We start from the raw sequence: 15,774 nt of genomic DNA on the forward strand, positions 1-15,774 counted from the left end.
TCGACCCGCACCGGGTCGGACTGGAGGCACGGTTCGGGCCCGCACCGTGCCTCCAGGCCGTCACCCGCTCGCGTTCACCGCCCCAGTTGCGCGCGCAGGTAGGGCGCGGTCCGACTCGTGGCGGACGCCGCGACCGCGGCCGGCGTACCGGCGGCGACCACCTGCCCGCCCGCGTCCCCGCCGGCGGGACCCATGTCGATGACGTGGTCGGCCGCCGCGACGACGTCCATGCTGTGCTCGACGACCACGACGGTGTTGCCGGCGTCCGTGAGCCGCGACAGCTGCTCGGACAGCAGCTCGACGTCGGCCGGGTGGAGGCCGGTGGTCGGCTCGTCGAGCAGGTAGAGCGTGTGGCCGGACCGGGCGCGCTGCAGTTCGGTGGCGAGCTTGATGCGCTGCGCTTCGCCGCCCGAGAGCTCCGGGGCGGGCTGGCCGAGTCGGAGGTAGCCGAGACCGACCTGGCGCAGCGTCTCGAGCCCGCGCGCCGCGGCCGGGAGGCCGGCGAGGAACGGCGCCGCCTCGTCGACGGTCATGCCGAGCACGTCGGCGATGCTCGCGCCGTCCCACCGGACCTCGAGCGTCTCGGCGTTGTACCGGGCACCGTGGCACTCCGGGCACGGCGCCCAGCTGCCGGGCAGGAACAGCAGCTCGACCGAGACGGAGCCCTCGCCCTGGCACACCTCGCACCGGCCGCCCGCGACGTTGAACGAGAACCGTCCGGCGCCCCAGCCGCGCTCCCGTGCGGCATCGGTGGCGGCGAAGGCCTGGCGGACGGCGTCGAACAGGCCCGTGTAGGTGGCGAGGTTCGACCGGGGCGTGCGGCCGATCGGCTTCTGGTCGACCTGGACGACCCGGGTGACGAGCGGGTGCGAGGCGCCCTCGGTGGCCAGGACGCCACCGACGAGCGAGGACTTCCCCGAGCCGCTCACCCCGGTGACCGCGGTGAGGACCCCGAGCGGGACGTCGACGTCGAGACCGTGCAGGTTGTGCAGCGTCACGTCGTGGAGCGCCAGGGTGGCGACCGGCTCCCGCGGTGTGCGCACGGCGGGTGGGCCGGCCGGGTGGAGGAACCGCCGCGTCACCGACCCCTCGACGTGCTGGAGGCCGTCGACGGGACCGCTGTACAGGACGGTGCCGCCACCGGAGCCCGCGCCCGGCCCGACGTCGACGATCCAGTCGGCACGGCGGACGATGCTCATGTCGTGCTCGACCACGAAGACGCTGTTGCCGCCGGCGCGCAGGTCGTCGAGCACCTGCACGAGGGACTCGGCATCGGCGGGGTGCAGTCCGGCGCTCGGCTCGTCGAGGACGTACACGACACCGAACAACCCGGAGCGGAGCTGCGTCGCGATCCGGAGACGCTGCGTCTCACCGGGGGAGAGCGTCGGCGTCGACCGGTCGAGCGCGAGGTACCCGAGCCCGAGGCCGAGCAGGACGTCGAGGCGTGTGACGAGGTCACCCGCGATCGCGACGGCCACCTCGGTGTGCTCGCCCGAGGACGCACGGGACGTCGCCGCCGAGGCGTCCGTGATCGCGGCGATCGGCCGGAGCACGTCGGCGAGCGCCGTGATCGGCAGCGCGTTGAGGTCGGCGATGCTGTGCCCGCCGACCGTGACGGCGAGGGCCGCCCGGGTGAGCCCGGTGCCGCCGCACAGGCCGCACGGTCCGGACTCGACGTACTGCAGGGCCTTGGTGCGCTGGGTCTCGCTCTGGGAGTCCGCGAGGGTGTGCAGCACGAACTGCCGGGCGCTCCAGAACCGACCACGGTAGGGCTTGGCGACCCGGTCGCGCTTCGGGTGCACCTCGACCACCGGCTGCTCCTCGGTGAAGAGCAGCCAGTCGCGGTCGGCGCGGGGGAGGTCCCGCCACGGCCGGTCGATGTCGTAGCCGAGCACCGCCGTCACGTCGCGGAGGTTCTTGCCCTGCCAGGCACCGGGCCACGCGGTGATCGCGCCGTCGCGGATGCTGAGCGAGTCGTCGTGGACCGCGGACGCCTCGGTGACCTCGTGCGCGGTGCCGAGTCCGTGGCAGCGGGGACAGGCCCCGGCGGCGGTGTTCGGCGAGAACGAGTCGGACTCGAGCCGGTCGGCTCCCGGGGGGTAGGTGCCGGCGCGGGAGAAGAGCATGCGCATCGAGTTCGACAGGGTCGTCAGCGTGCCCACGGTGGAGCGGGCACTCGGGGCACCGCGGCGCTGCTGCAGGGCGACGGCCGGGGGGAGTCCCGTGATCGACTCCACGTGCGGGGTGGACCCCTGCGCGATGAGTCGCCGGGCGTACGGGGCGACGGACTCGAGGAACCGGCGCTGCGCCTCGGCGAACACGGTGCCGAACGCGAGGCTCGACTTGCCGGAGCCGGAGACGCCGGTGAAGGCGACGATGCGGTCGCGAGGGATGTCGACGTCCACGTCCTGCAGGTTGTGCTCGCGGGCGCCGCGGACGCGGATGAACTCGTCGGGGCGGGGGTCGGGCATCCTCACGATGCTAGGCCGAGGCGGCTGGGTGCTCGGGTGCCCCGGCGCGCGGGGACCGTCCGGTGCTGGTGGCGGGCGGGGACCGTCCGGTGCTGGTGGCGGGCGGGGAGCGTCCGGACGTCATCCCGACCGGCGTCGGTCCGCCGCCGCCAGTGCCCGGCGCATCCGCTCCGCATCGCCGACCGCCCACCCGCCGGAACTCGCCAGCGGCAACTCCGTCATGTGCCGACGCAGGTGCTCCGGGTAGTCCCGCACGACCCGGTCGGGGTCGTCCCGCACCGTGGCGTACAGCGCGGGGCCGTCCGCGTAGAACAGGTCGGCGACGACCAGCCGGCCGTCCGAGCCGCGCATCACGTTCGCCGGGTTGTCGTCGAGCGGACCCCACCACGGCTGCTCCCGGGCACCACGCGCGTGCACGGCGTCGATGTGCTCGGCGAGCGCCGCCACGTCCGGCTCGCGGGCACGGATCGACCGGTGGAAGGCCGCCCCCTCGGCCGCGGACACCGGCGCGAGGTACTCCATCACCGTGAGGTCGGACCCACCCTCGAGCACGCGGTGGTCGACCAGCACGGGGACCTGACGGGTGTGCGCCGCCACACGGTAGAGCATCGCCGAGTACGGCCCGGCGGGGTCGAACGGGCTGACCCGAGCCGCGAGTCGACCGGAGGGGGAACGGAACGCGCACGCCCAGTCCCCGGTGCCGCACGGCGTCCACCCGAGGCCCTCGAGTGTCCGGACCACCTCGGTCCACGGCATCTCGGCGGTGAGGTGCTCGTCGTACGCGTCGTCGCTGTCCACCGCCCCATCCTGCACGACCCGCCCACGGGCTTCCGCGCGCGCCGACGGTCTGGGACGATCGACGCGACACGGACGACGGCGCCCGTGCACCATCCGCGAGGAGTCCACCATGACCGTCCGACTCAACCCGTACATCGGCCTCCGCGACCAGGCCCGTGACGCGCTCGACTTCTACCACGGCGTCTTCGGCGGCGAACTCACCGTCAACACCTTCGGCGAGGCCGGGATGGCACAGGACCCCGCCGACGCCGACAAGGTCATGCACGGCCAGCTCGAGGGCGAGAACGGTCTGCTGCTGATGGCCTCCGACGCACCGACCGGCATGGAGGGCCCCGACGTCAGCAACATCTCGGTGTCCCTGAGCGGTGACGACGAAGCAGCCCTCACGCGCTACTGGAACGGGCTCGCCGACGGGGCGAAGACGATCATCGAACCCCTCACGAAGGCCCCGTGGGGCGACACGTTCGGCATGGTCACCGACCGCTTCGGCGTGACCTGGCTCGTCAACATCAGCGGCGCGGCGGGCTGATCGCGTCCGCCGGGGCGCTCGCCGGGATCGGCCACCGGGGGACCCAGCACCGGACGCGTGCGGCGTAGCGCCGGAAGTCGTCGCCGAACCGGTGGTCGAGGTCGGCCTCCTCGAGTGGGCGGACGACGCAGTTCCAGACGATCGACCCGGCGAGCGCGTACACGACGACCATCCACGAGGTGAGCAGGAGCCCGACGGCGACGCCCTGGGCGATGCCGGCGAGCGCCATCGGGTTGCGCACCGAGCGGTACGGACCGGCGATCACGAGCCGGTTCGGCATCGCGGACGGCAGCGGGGTCCCGGCGCCCTGCGTCGACATCGCCGCTGCGGACGCGATGCCGAGCGCACTCGCGGCGACGAGTGCGACGGCTCCGGTGACGACAGCGGTGGCCACGACGCCGTCGGGCAGCGTCGGGTGGAGCCGCCAGCGGTGCTCGGCGGCGGCGATGACGAGCGGCAGGACCCCGAGGAAGAGCCCCCAGAAGACGGTGATCTGCAGGACGGTGCCGAGGACGTGGCGGCGGCGACCCGCGTCGGGGTCGGCGGTCCGGAACCGCAGCGGGCCGGTCGTCAGCCACTCGGTCGGGACCCGGCCGAGCACGACGAGCGCCAGGGCGAGGGCGGACCCGACGGTCGCGCCGATCATCACGAGCACTCCGGCACCGGCCTCGGTCGTCGCGGTGGCCCAGACGGCCAGGGCGGCCATGACCAGCGCGGTCCACCCGGTCGTGACCACCGCGGCGGCGCGACTGCCGGCCGCCGCGAGCGCCGATGCCACGACGAAGAGCGGGACGTCGAACACCGCGACGACGACGGGGTCGAGCGAGCCGAGGGTCGCCGACCGGACCCCGGGGAGGGTGCACACCGCGATCCACCAGAGGGCCCCCGCGACCGACTGGACCGCGAAGTACCGTCGGCCCCAGGACATGCGAGCACGGTAGCAGTGCGGGATCCCGGCAGCGGACACCGCAAGAATCGCGCAACGCCCCGGTCCCCGCGTTGTCGACCGTGCTCGAGCCGACCTACCGTTCCGGCTGTGTGCGAGGACGCACACGTCCCCCTGCGAGACCTGGAGGCGGCATGTCCGCACGCACCGCATCTCCGTCCACGTTCGGCTCACGGCTGCGCGACGACGTCGTCCACGCCCGCGAGTACACGCTGTTCACGCTGCTGCTCGGTTCGCCGTTCCTGCCACGTGCGGTGCGCCGGTTGATCGCGTCCGCCGCGGGCGCCGACCTCGCGTCGAGCCCCGGTCCGCTGTTCTCACTGACGGGGGATCCGAAGAACCTCGTGGTCGGCCGGGGCGTGTACTTCAACCGGAACGTCACGGTCGAGGCCGTCGCGCCGGTCCGGATCGGCGACCACACCGCGATCGGGATGCAGGTGCTCGTGATGACGAGCCACCACGAGATCGGCGACGACGGGGCGTGGAGCGAGACCGCCTCGGGCCGATCGGTCGACATCGGCGAGCGGGTCTGGATCGGTGGGCGTGCCGTCGTGCTGCCCGGGACGGTCATCGAGGACGACGTGGTGGTCGCGGCCGGGGCGGTCGTCCGGGGGCGGCTCACCTCCCACGGGGTCTACGCCGGGGTGCCGGCGCGGCGGATCCGCGAACTCGGCGTCCCGGGCGCAGCCCCCGCACCTGCGGCCGCCGCGGCGGCGACGCCCGCGGTCCCGGCCGCTGCCGCGACGGCGGTCAGTCCTGCCGGTTGATCTGGCCCAGCCAGCGTCCGAACGACGGCTTCCGCTCGTCGTGCAGGACGGAGACCGTCGTCGCCGGCGTGCAGCTCCGCTGGACGTCGACGGCCGTGCTCTCGTGGAGGTCGTGGCTCATGGTGTGCTCCTTCGCGTTCGGTGGTGGATGAGACACCCGGGACGCTCGTTCCATTCCCGGGTGCGTGCAGCCCGTGGGCCGTGCCGGGTCAGGGCGTCACCATGCCGCCGTTCACGTTGAGGGTCTCCCCGGCGACGTAGCTCGACTCGTGCGAGGCGAGGAACACGTAGGCGGGCGCGAGTTCGGCCGGCTGCGCGGCGCGGCCCATCGGCGACTCGCTCGACCCGAACTCGGGCAGCGACTCCGGGTCGACGCCGCCGCTCGGCTGCAGGACGGTCCAGGTGGGTCCGGGAGCCACGATGTTCACCCGGATCCCACGCTCGACGAGTGCCTGCGACAGCCCCTTCGAGAGGTTGTTGATCGCGCCCTTCGACGCCGCGTAGTCGAGCCGGTCCGGAGCGGGCTTGTACGCCTCCATCGACGCCGTCGTGGTGATCGTCGACCCCGGCTGCAGGTGGGGGAGCGCAGCGCGGACCAGGCGGAACAGCCCGAACACGTTGACGTCGAACGTCGCCTCGAACTGCTCGTCGGTGAGGTCCTCGACCTCGGGCTGCCAACGCTGCTTACCGGCCACGCTCGCGAGCGCGTCGAGGCCGCCGAGTCCCGCGACGGCCTGCTCCACCAGCGTGGTCGCGTACGACCGGTCGCGCAGGTCACCCGGCACCGCGACGGCCGTCCGGCCCGCAGCGCGGATCTGCTCGATGACGTGGTCCGCGTCGGACTGCTCCTCCGGGAGGTACGCGAGCGCGACGTCCGCACCCTCGCGCGCGAAGGCGATGGCGACGGCACCACCGATACCGGAGTCCGCGCCGGTGATCAGCGCCTTCCGACCGGCGAGCCGGCCGGTTCCCCGGTAGGTCTCCTCACCGAGGTCCGGTACCGGCCGCATGCGGCTCTGGAGGCCCGGCTCGGCTTGCGTCTGCGGCTCCGGCTGGACGTCGGGGTAGCGGGTACGCGGGTCGGCTGGCTCGTACTGGTCGCGGGGCATGGTGCGGGTCCTCTCATCGGTTCCCTCCCACAGAACCGGACGGCGTCTGGACCGCCGCCCAGGAGTGCGGTGTCCGGTCAGTGCCGCGCGCGACGGCGGGGTGCGACGCCGTCGCTCTTGTCGGTCGCGTGGAACGCCTCGACGAGCTGCGCGACGAGGTCCGGCTGCTCGACGACGAGGCCGTGCGTCGCCCTCGGGACCACTGCGAGTTCGCCGTCCGGCAGTGCCTCGAGCATCTGGGCGAGGTGGTCGAGCCGCACCTCGTCGTCGTCCCCGCACAGGATGAGGACCGGGACGGCGAGGCCGCCCAGCTGCGCCACCGTCACCGCGGGTTCCGCCGTGTGCAGCACCCGCGACTTGGCGGTGACGACCTCCCAGTGCTCCGGAGGATCGGGGGACACCTCGGCGTAGGCGTCCGCCATGAACCGGGGCGGGTCGCCGTCGAGCACGCCCTCGTGCCAGCCGTCGACGGAGAAGGGTGCACCGCCGAACACGAGCGACCGCACCAGGTCCGGGTGGGCGAGCGCGAGGTGCAGCCCGACGATCGCGCCGTCGCTCCACCCGACGAGGTGCACGGGACCGGTGCCGAGGGACCGCACGGTGCCGGCGAGTTCCTCGGCCATGTCCGCGAAGTGCCACGGGCCGTCGACGTCGGGAGTGCGACCGTGCCCGGCTCGGTCGACGAGCACGACACGGGCGCCACCGAACGCCTCGGCCAGCGCCGACATCGACCGGGAATCGGTGCCACCGGGGTGGAGCAGCACGACCGGGGTGCCCGGACCACCCGGGTCGGAGGTCCAGGGTTCGGTCATGCCGGAGTCTCCCACGTCGAGGACCCGGGCGTACGGTGTGCGCCATGCCGAACCAACTCAAGAAGCCGGACATGTACGAGGAGCTCCGCAAGGAGGGCAACTCGAAGGAGAAGGCCGCCCGCATCAGCAACGCCGCGGCGGCGCGGGGCGAGCACGCCGTGGCGAAGAAGGGCGGCGAGTCCGGGTCGTACGACGACTGGACCGTGGCGGACCTCAAGCGACGCGCGAAGGAGCTCGGCATCACCGGGTACTCGTCGAAGCGGAAGGCCGAGCTCGTCGAGGCGCTCCGGGAGCACTGACGGCATCTGGCACCATGGAGTCGTGAACGAGACGGGCATGCCGCGCTTCCGACGGATCTGGTCGACGGTGCAGGTGGGCGTGCTCGCCGTGGCCGTCGTGTTCTGCGTCGTGATGCTCGTGATCGGACAGGGCAAGCTCGACCGCGTGTACGCCGTGGCCGCGGTGTTCTTCGGCCTCGCCCTCATCGGGCACAGCACGTACCTGTGGCTGGTCGCGCGGAACGGCCGCGGCCGCCCCTGAGCCTCAGGCGTTCGCGAAGACGCGCACCCAGTCCACCGTCATCTGCTGCGGGAAGCGCGTCGACGCGTCGGGTGACCCGGGCCACGAGCCGCCGACGGCCACGTTGAGGACGACGAAGAACGGCTTGTCGAACACCCACGGATTCGCCCCGACGTCGGCTCGGGTCAGCGTCCGGTACGCCGTGCCGTCGACCGACCACGTGATCGAGTCCGGACGCCAGTCGACGCCGAACACGTGGAAGTCGTCGGCGAACGGAGCCCCCGTGGGGTTCGTGGACGCCGCCGAGATGCCCTGCGCGCCGGAGTACCCCGGGCCGTGCACCGTGCCGTGGACCACGGTCGGTTCGTACCCGACGTTCTCCATCACGTCGATCTCGCCGCAGGCCGGCCACCCGACCGACCCGATGTCCGCGCCGAGCATCCAGAACGCGGGCCAGATCCCCTGCCCCCGGGGGATCCGGATGCGCGCCTCGATCCGGCCGTACTGCGCCGTCGACGTGCCCTCGGTCTTCAGCCGCGCCGAGGTGAACGAACCGTCGGCCTCACGCCGGGCGGTGATCACGAGGTTGCCGGCACCGTCGAGCGCCGCGTTCCGCCGGGAGTCCGTGTAGGTCTGCAGTTCCCCGTTGCCCCACCCGCCCGCGCCGAGGTCGTACCGCCAGACCGCGCTGTTCGGCGCACTGCCTGCTGGCCCGTCGAACTCGTCCGCGGCGAGCAGGGTGCCCGCTGCCGCCACGGCCGGTGTGGAGCGGCTCGCGATGCTCGTGCCGACGATCGCGGCGGTGGTCCCGGCGATGCCGGCGGTCATGAACCGGCGACGGTCGATGCGGTCGTCCACGTCGTCCTCCTCGGGTGTGCGCGTGGGTGGTCAGGGTCGGTAGGCGATGCAGAGCACCGTGACGTCGTCGGGGTGCTCGCCGCGGTGGGCGAGCTCGGTGATCCCGTCGACGAGCTGCTGGGGGTGCGAGCGTTCGGCGACCCAGGCCTCGAAGCGGTCGAGCGCGTCGAGGTCCCCGCCGAAGAGGTCGAGCACCCCGTCGCTGACGCTCACGACGACGTCGCCGGGCTCGAGGTCGGTCGTCTCGCTCGACCACGAGGTCCCGACGCCGATCGGCAGGTGCCCGGACCGCAGCGACCGGACCGCGCCGTCGGCACGCCGGAGGAGGCTCAACCCGTGGCCGGCGTCGACCCAGCGGGCGTGGCCGTCGCGGTCGATCCGCACGTGGAAGCACGTCGTGAACTGTGCACTCTCGACGTCGGACGTCCCGGTCGCCAGGCCGGCGGCCGCTCGACGGACCGCCGTGGCCGCGTCCGGTTCGTCGACGGTGCTGCGCACGAGGGACCGGACCGCGGCGGCGATCATGCCGGCGCCGACGCCCTTGCCCATCACGTCGCCGAGCGTGAAGGCCGCGCCGTCCGGTGTCGGGAACCAGTCGTAGAAGTCGCCGCCGACGGTCCGTGCCGGGATGCACACCCCGAGTGCGTGGAGTTCCGGTGGGAGTCCCTCCGTGGACGCGGGCAGCAGGGACTGCTGGACGAGGGCGGCCCGGTCGATCTCACCCTCGGCCACGCGACGACGACGCTGTGCGGTGCTGAGCCGGACGTCCGCCTGCCGGGCGAGCTCGTTGGTCACGGCCGCCGTCGCGCCGTACACGACGACCGCGAAGGCGAGCCGGACGAGTTCGCTCGGACGCGGTTCGGTGGGTTCCAGCACGTACGGCAACAGCAGCGTGGCGCAGGTCCCGAGCAGCGGGTACAGCACGTGGCGCCGACCCGGGCTCGCCGCCATCCAGATCACCGGCAGGACGACGACGGCGAGGAACACCGAACGGGTGTCGCCCGTGCCGTACCGGAGCAGCCCGATCGCGATGAAGTCGATCGCCGGGACGACCAGCTCGGCGCGGGCGGCGCCCGGCCAGCGCGCCATGACAGCCGCCACCAGCAGTCCGCCGAGGGCGAGTGCCACGCCGGTCCACATCCGCGGCGCGTCGGTGACCGGGAGAAAGGGCGTGAGTGTGCTGGTCACCGCGGCGGCCACCACGAGGGCGGCGACGACGGACTGCTTCGCCAGGGGCGCCCACGAGGCGCGGAGCCCGACGAGCGCGATGGGCCCGGTGTCCTCCCGTGCGGTCACGGTCCAGGTCCTGGGGGTCGCGGTCGAGCCGGCCGTGCTGGTCATCGGGTCGAGTCAAGCCCCTCCGGCCCGGCGGGGCAAGCCCGTGCCCGGGTCACCCGAAGTGGAAGGCGAACGGCGCGAGCAACCCCACGACCCAGACGAGCACCATCACGAGGGCGCCGATCGCGATGAACCGCCGGCGGCGTCGGAGCCGCGGACTCGGTTCGTCGCCCCACATCTGTGCGCGGACGAGGACCCGGTTCGCCTGCTCGACGACCTTGCGCACCTCGGGATCGTCGAGTTCCAGCACGCCGTCGCGGGCGTGCTGGGCGATGACGGTCGCCTCGTCGACGGTGAGGTCGTCCTTGCGCATGGGCCCATCGTGGCAGGCGGCCCGCGTCAGCGCACCCCGTCGCGCGTCACGGCCACCCGGAGCGGCAGGCCCGCGGCGAGCGCCTCGACACGCGGATCGCGCAGGGCACGCCCTCCGACCGTCGGCAGGTCGAGGTACCCACGGCTGACCGTGTGCCGGAGCGCACCGGTCGGCACGGGTCCGTCGCCGGTGCGCATGCGCCACGCCTGCGGTCGGCGGCGCAGGAGCTCGGCGTCGGTTGCGGTGTCGGGGTCGGCGACGAGGCGCGCCCAGACCTCGTCCTCGGTGCTCCGGGCGAGGTCGGCCGGCGACAGCGCACCGCGGTCGAGCAGCCGCCCGACGAGGTCGCGGAGCACGGTCACGGGCACGAGGTTCGCCGCGGAGCGCTGCGCGAATGCCTCGCGGATGGCCAGGTCGGCCAGCTCGAGGGCGTCGTCCGGATCCGCGTCGACCGTCCCGCCGACGAGCCGCAGGCGACCGAGCAGCACGTGCGGCGGCGTCTGCGTCCGTCCGTGCGCCTGGCCGCTCCGGAGGAACGAGTCCAGGTGGTCGAGCTTCAGTCCGCCCGGGACCGACGTCAGCACCGACGGCACGCGGCCCTCGTCGACCGCGATGACCTGGTCGGCGTCGATACCAGGGACCTCGTCCGCGAGGCGCCGGATCGCGGTTCGTCCGAGGGAGTGGTGCTCGAGGCCGCCCAGACCCTCCAAGGTGTGGCTGAACGGCAGGTGTCCGACGTCGTGCAGGAGTGCGGTCGTGCGGGCGAGGTGGTCGTCCGGAGCGAAGGCGGTGACGAGCGCGAGCACCCCGAGGGAGTGTTCGAGCCGCGAGTACGACTGGGTCGTCGTGAGCGCGGCACCGCCGGCGTGGGCGACGTACGCGAGCCGTCGCACCGTCCACGTCTCGAGCAGTCGTCGTTCGAGCGGGGTGAGCCGCACCTCCACCCGCCAGAGCGGATCGAACCAGACCCCGTCGATCCCGAGCGTGTCCACCGCGTCCCCGTGCACCGTTCCCCCTCGTCGCCTGCCCCTCGACGCTACCGGACCCGCCGTGCAGCACGTGCCCTGTGCGGGGACGGAGCCGCGACCGCGTACCAAGGACCCATGGCACATCGGTTCCGCGGGAAGATCGTCGTCGTCACCGGAGCATCGAGCGGGATCGGCAGGGCCGCCGCGCACGAGTTCGCACGGCAGGGCGCGACGCTCGTGCTGGCCGCCCGCAGCCACGACTCGCTCGAAGCCGCCGCCGCCGAGTGCCGGGCGCTCGGGGCCGAGGCAGTCGCGATCCCCACGGACGTCGCCGACGAGCACGCCGTCCGCGACCTCGTCGCGACCACCACGACCCGCTTCGGACGGATCGACGTCTTCGTGGGGAACGCCGCACTGTTCGTCTACGGCCTCTTCGAGCAGACCCCGACCGAGGCCTTCAAGCGCGTCGTCGACACGAACCTGTACGGCCACCTGCACGCGATCACCGCCCTGCTCCCGCACTGGAAGCAGCGGGGCGAGGGCACCTACGTCCTCGTCGGCTCGATCCAGTCGCTGCTGTCCGCGCCGTACCAGTCCGCCTACGTGACGAGCAAGCACGCGGCCCTCGGCCTGGTCGACGTCCTCGGCGACGAGTTCGCCGGCACGGGCATCCGCTTCGCCGCGCTCCTGCCGTCGACCATCGACACGCCGATCTACCAGAACGGCGCCAACTACACCGGCAAGACCTCGCACCCGCTGCCGCCGACGGTGTCCGTCGAGCGTGCCGGCCGCGCGGTCGTCCGGACGGCACTGCACCCCAAGCGCTACCGGTTCGTCGGCCGGATCCAGGCGTCGCTCGTGCCGCTGCAGTACGTCTTCCCCGGGCTGTTCCACAAGATCACCAAGCCGATGGTGCAGACGTTCGCGCTCCGCGGCACGGGAGCACCGACCGACGGCAACCTCTGGACCCCGGCCGACGCCGGCAACGCGACGAACGGCGGCTGGGTCGCGAAGCGCCGCCGCGTGACCCGGCCGCTGGCCTGGGCGGGCGCGGCTGCGGTCGTGGGCGCCGCGCTGCTCGGGCGCGCCCGCCGGTGACCGGAGCGGCCGCGTCCGACCGCTAACCTGCTGCTCGCGAGCACGTCGGGTGCTCGTGGATCGGGGGACCGCATGGCCGACGCAGGACCGGCGACACGGGTCGACGTCGACACCGAGGACGCTGCCCGGGCACGTGCACGGTCGCACCGCGCGGGCTCGAAGACGGGCAGCGGACCCTGGACCACCGTGCTCGTCACCGCGTGGATCGTGCTCGTCGTCGCCTTCGTCGCGATCTCGGTGTTCGAGAACGCCTTCCGGTACCGGGCGGTCGGCGCCTCGTTCCTCATCGCATCGGCGTGGACGCTCCCGCCGCTGCTCGTCCTGCACGGCATCCACGCCGCCGTCGTCCGTCCCGGCGGTCGGCGCGCCCGCCGTCGTGACGCCCCCTTCGACCGTGCCGCGGCCCGGGTGGTCGCCGAGTCGCGTGCGGCGGGGTTCCCGGACCTCGACGTCGCCGCCCTGGTCCGGATGCTCCGATCGGCGGACAACGGCCCTGACCCGGGCACCGGTGAGCGTGGGATGCCCGACTGGCCGCTCCTCCGCTGGGAACTGCCGCTCGCGCCGCCACAGCCCGGTCGGTTCGTCGTCGCCGAGCGCAGGAGCGGACCCGAGCGCGGGAGCGGACCCGAGCGCGGGAGCGGACCGGAACGCACCGTGCTGACACTGGTCGAGCATCCGACCGAGCCCCCCGTTCCCCGGACCGCCCCGTCGGTGGCGGAGCACCTCGGCACGATCGTGCTCGGGGCGTACCGTCCGGACACGTCGGCGCCCATCACCGCCTCGCGCATCGGCGGTGCCCCCGCGGTGCCCGAGGGATGGGAGTGGCCGCTGTGCGCCCACCACGACGAACCGATGCAGTTCACCACCCAGATCGAGCACCGGGGCACGCTCGTCAGCGTGTTCGTGTGTCAGTTCGACCCGGGGACGTGTGCATCGTGGGAGCCCGACAGCGGCGCGAACGCGGCGTTCGTGTTCTCCCTCCGAGGGCTGCACCTCGCGGCCGGACCCGTCTCACCGCACGGCGATCCCGACGACCCGGAGCCGGCGTCCCCACCGCTCCTCGCCGACGCGATGCTCCTCCGGCACGTGCCGGTGCCGATGGTCCACGACGACGAGGACCCCGACCGAGTGCTCGCGGCCGCGGCAGCCGAGGGGGTCCTCGTCGCGGGCCAGTACGGCGGCCTGCCGGAGTGGATCCAGGACGACGAGACCCCCGCGGGCACCGAGTTCGTCGCGTCGATCGAGCCGGGTCCGCTCCGGTTCGACCTCGGCGACGCCGGGCGGGCGTACGTCTTCAGCGACGGCGCGCGGGCGTCGGTGCTCTGGCAGACCTCCTGAGCTCCGACGTCCCTCTCGGGGAGACGCGACCGCCTGCGGGCCCGGAGGCGCGGGTCGGGCCCGCACCGCGCCTCCAGACCGTCCCGTGCGAGCGTCCGCACACCGTGACAGGCCGTGCGGGCCGCACCGAGCGCGGAACCTCGCACGCTGCGACGGCTAGAAGAGCGTCGCGCTCGCCCGGCGCGCGCCCTCGCCGAGGGACTCGAGCTTCGCGGCGGCGATCTGCGGGTGGATGCGGCCGCCGAGGCCGCAGTCGGTGCCGGCGATGACGCGCTCCCGGCCGACGACCGAGGCGAACCGCTCGATGCGCTGCGCGACGAGGTCCGGGTGCTCGACGACGTTCGTGGCGTGGCCGACCACGCCGGGCACGATGACCTTGCCGTCCGGCAGCGCGACGTCCTGCCAGACCGTCCACTCGTGCTCGTGGCGGGCGTTCGCCGCCTCGAACGAGTAGGCGCCGGCGTCGATGTCGAGCATGAGGTCCACGATGTGGCGGAGCTCGATGTCGGTGGTGTGCGGGCCGTGCCACGAGCCCCAGCAGAGGTGGAAGCGCACCCGCGAGGTGTCGAGGCCGCGCAGCGCGTGGTTGAGCGCCTCGACGCGGATGCGGGTGAAGGCGCGGTAGTCCTCGACGGTCGGCTCCGGGTTGATCTGGTCCCAGTTCTCGGCGATCGAGGGGTCGTCGATCTGCAGGACGAGACCGGCGTCGAGGATGATCCGGTACTCCTCGCGCAGGGCGTCGGCCCAGGCCCAGATGTGCTCCTCGTCGGTGGCGTAGTACTCGTTCGCGACCCGGGCGGCGGACCCGGGGGAGAGCGCCGTGATGAAGCCGTTCGCGGCGCCGGCGGCCTCGACGGCGTGCCGGAGGTTGGCGGCGTCCGTCCGGGCTGCCTCGTGCCCGGTGTACGTGATCGGGCCGGTCGTCGTCGGGAACGCGGTGGCGTTCTTGCCCGTGCCGATGCCCGAGCCCGGGTCGGTGTAGGCCTCGCGGAAGATCGTCCAGTCGCGGCGGTCCGGGAAGCTCGTGAGCCGGACGTGTCCGGGCTCGGAGCGGACCGGCTCCTGCGTGAAGATGTCCTCCTCGGTCAGGCTGAGGCCGCTGACGCGCTGGAACGAGTACCCCCACCAGGCGCCGTAGTCGACGCTGTTCGACATCGCCTTGCCGAACTCGCCGTCGCCGGGCTGCGTGATGCCGAGGGCGGTCTGGCGGGCGACGACGTCGTCGACCGCGGCGCTCGTGAGCGCACGGACCTCGTCGGTGGTCTCCAGCGTGAAGCCGTCGGCGGCGAGGGGCCGGGCGGCGTTCGCGGCGATGAGCTCCGGCGTGCGGGGCAACGAGCCGGCGGTGGTGGCCTGGACGTGGTCGGTGTTCTCGAAGGACATGCTGCCCAATCTGGCACGGGACCCCCGGGAGCGGTCCGACTCGGGAGAATGGGACACCGTGCCCCGTCCCACCACCCGCATCCCGCTCAACACCCTCGCCGTCCCGTTCGGCCTCGCCGGCTTCGCCGAGACCTGGTCGTACGCCGCCCCCGTCCTCGACCTGCCGGCCGTCCTCCCGCAGGTCTTCTGGGGCATCGCCGCCGTCGCCTGGGTCTGGCTGCTCGCCGCGCACGCCGTCCGCGGGGTCCGGGTGCGCGCGCACGACCGGCTCGTCGACCAGCTGCGGCACCCCGCGCAGGGCCCGCTCGCGGCACTGGTCCCGGCGACCGCGATGCTGCTCGGGGTCGACCTCGCGCACGGCTGGCCGGTCGGCGGGAGGGTGCTCGTGCTCGTCGCCGTGGCGGTCGCCGCCTGGTTCGCCGCCTGGCTCCTCGCGTCGTGGTTCGAGGGTCGGCTCGCCCTCGAGTCGGTGCACGGCGGCTACCTCCTGCCGACCGTCGCAGCGGCGCTCGTCGGCTCGGTCGCCA

17 protein-coding genes and 1 pseudogene are annotated in these 15,774 nt (G+C 73.4%); 7 read left to right on the forward strand and 11 right to left on the reverse strand.

What is annotated here, in order from left to right; all coding sequences use genetic code 11:
• Positions 1-74 precede the first annotated feature (74 nt).
• Positions 75-2,471 carry an excinuclease ABC subunit UvrA gene (locus BIV03_RS04850; protein WP_071294855.1) on the reverse strand — a complete coding sequence of 799 codons (2,397 nt, stop codon included), beginning with the start codon at positions 2,469-2,471 and terminating at the stop codon, positions 75-77.
• A 120-nt stretch (positions 2,472-2,591) separates the two neighbouring features.
• A complete protein-coding gene (locus tag BIV03_RS04855; protein ID WP_071294856.1) occupies positions 2,592-3,269 on the reverse strand; it encodes a hypothetical protein in 678 nt (225 codons plus the stop codon).
• 109 nt (positions 3,270-3,378) lie between these two features.
• On the opposite strand from BIV03_RS04855, the gene BIV03_RS04860 reads away from it, so the two are divergent.
• Entirely contained in the window at positions 3,379-3,798 is a 420-nt protein-coding gene (locus tag BIV03_RS04860) for a VOC family protein (protein WP_070418740.1), read from the forward strand.
• Here the strand turns inward: BIV03_RS04860 and BIV03_RS04865 are convergent.
• The gene (locus BIV03_RS04865) at positions 3,779-4,726 is read right to left on the reverse strand and encodes an isoprenylcysteine carboxylmethyltransferase family protein (RefSeq protein WP_071294884.1); all 948 of its coding nucleotides are present in this window, start codon (positions 4,724-4,726) and stop codon (positions 3,779-3,781) included. The genes BIV03_RS04860 and BIV03_RS04865 overlap by 20 nt on opposite strands.
• Before the next feature lie 152 nt (positions 4,727-4,878).
• Between BIV03_RS04865 and BIV03_RS04870 the strand changes: the two genes are divergently transcribed.
• On the forward strand, positions 4,879-5,511 hold the full coding sequence (locus BIV03_RS04870; RefSeq protein ID WP_071294857.1) for a DapH/DapD/GlmU-related protein: 633 nt from the start codon (positions 4,879-4,881) through the stop codon (positions 5,509-5,511).
• On the opposite strand, the gene BIV03_RS19465 is transcribed toward BIV03_RS04870, so the two are convergent.
• The 3 genes from BIV03_RS19465 to BIV03_RS04880 form a co-directional block, all read right to left on the reverse strand.
• Positions 5,495-5,632, reverse strand: coding sequence for a hypothetical protein (locus BIV03_RS19465; RefSeq protein WP_156794898.1), 138 nt, complete (start codon positions 5,630-5,632; stop codon positions 5,495-5,497). The genes BIV03_RS04870 and BIV03_RS19465 overlap by 17 nt on opposite strands.
• A gap of 88 nt (positions 5,633-5,720) precedes the next feature.
• Entirely contained in the window at positions 5,721-6,620 is a 900-nt protein-coding gene (locus BIV03_RS04875; protein ID WP_071294858.1) for an SDR family oxidoreductase, read from the reverse strand.
• Positions 6,621-6,697: 77 nt separating this feature from the next.
• Positions 6,698-7,432: an alpha/beta fold hydrolase gene (locus BIV03_RS04880; protein WP_071294859.1), complete on the reverse strand. Its 735-nt coding sequence runs from the start codon at positions 7,430-7,432 to the stop codon at positions 6,698-6,700.
• A 44-nt stretch (positions 7,433-7,476) separates the two neighbouring features.
• Between BIV03_RS04880 and BIV03_RS04885 the strand changes: the two genes are divergently transcribed.
• Together BIV03_RS04885 and BIV03_RS04890 are read left to right on the forward strand one after the other, a co-directional pair.
• Positions 7,477-7,731, forward strand: coding sequence for a Rho termination factor N-terminal domain-containing protein (locus BIV03_RS04885; protein ID WP_071294860.1), 255 nt, complete (start codon positions 7,477-7,479; stop codon positions 7,729-7,731).
• Between the two features lie 22 nt (positions 7,732-7,753).
• Complete coding sequence (locus tag BIV03_RS04890; protein WP_071294861.1) at positions 7,754-7,972, forward strand: hypothetical protein; 219 nt, start codon at positions 7,754-7,756, stop codon at positions 7,970-7,972.
• A gap of 3 nt (positions 7,973-7,975) precedes the next feature.
• Here BIV03_RS04890 and BIV03_RS04895 read toward each other — a convergent pair whose 3' ends face one another.
• Genes BIV03_RS04895 through BIV03_RS19030 form a run of 4 tightly spaced genes read right to left on the reverse strand, consistent with a single transcriptional unit; the run spans position 7,976 to position 11,467 of the window.
• A complete protein-coding gene (locus BIV03_RS04895) occupies positions 7,976-8,809 on the reverse strand; it encodes a family 16 glycosylhydrolase (RefSeq protein WP_217637343.1) in 834 nt (277 codons plus the stop codon).
• A 30-nt stretch (positions 8,810-8,839) separates the two neighbouring features.
• Positions 8,840-10,150, reverse strand: a complete 1,311-nt coding sequence (locus BIV03_RS04900) for a PP2C family protein-serine/threonine phosphatase (protein WP_071294862.1) — start codon at positions 10,148-10,150, stop codon at positions 8,840-8,842.
• Positions 10,151-10,199: 49 nt separating this feature from the next.
• Positions 10,200-10,460 carry a hypothetical protein gene (locus BIV03_RS04905; RefSeq protein WP_071294863.1) on the reverse strand — a complete coding sequence of 87 codons (261 nt, stop codon included), beginning with the start codon at positions 10,458-10,460 and terminating at the stop codon, positions 10,200-10,202.
• 26 nt (positions 10,461-10,486) lie between these two features.
• Positions 10,487-11,467 carry an HD domain-containing protein gene (locus tag BIV03_RS19030; RefSeq protein WP_071294864.1) on the reverse strand — a complete coding sequence of 327 codons (981 nt, stop codon included), beginning with the start codon at positions 11,465-11,467 and terminating at the stop codon, positions 10,487-10,489.
• 96 nt (positions 11,468-11,563) lie between these two features.
• Between BIV03_RS19030 and BIV03_RS19035 the strand changes: the two genes are divergently transcribed.
• Both BIV03_RS19035 and BIV03_RS04920 read left to right on the forward strand, forming a co-directional pair.
• Positions 11,564-12,526, forward strand: a complete 963-nt coding sequence (locus tag BIV03_RS19035; protein WP_071294865.1) for an SDR family oxidoreductase — start codon at positions 11,564-11,566, stop codon at positions 12,524-12,526.
• A 72-nt stretch (positions 12,527-12,598) separates the two neighbouring features.
• Positions 12,599-13,864: a hypothetical protein gene (locus BIV03_RS04920; RefSeq protein WP_071294866.1), complete on the forward strand. Its 1,266-nt coding sequence runs from the start codon at positions 12,599-12,601 to the stop codon at positions 13,862-13,864.
• Between the two features lie 156 nt (positions 13,865-14,020).
• Here the strand turns inward: BIV03_RS04920 and BIV03_RS04925 are convergent, their stop codons facing one another.
• Positions 14,021-15,247: a cobalamin-independent methionine synthase II family protein gene (locus BIV03_RS04925; RefSeq protein WP_071294867.1), complete on the reverse strand. Its 1,227-nt coding sequence runs from the start codon at positions 15,245-15,247 to the stop codon at positions 14,021-14,023.
• Positions 15,248-15,305: 58 nt separating this feature from the next.
• Between BIV03_RS04925 and BIV03_RS04930 the strand changes: the two are divergent.
• Positions 15,306-15,774, forward strand: a pseudogene (locus tag BIV03_RS04930) (transporter); the annotation flags it as partial.

The organism is Curtobacterium sp. MCBA15_016 (assembly GCF_001865105.1).
Taxonomy (GTDB): Bacteria; Actinomycetota; Actinomycetes; order Actinomycetales; family Microbacteriaceae; genus Curtobacterium.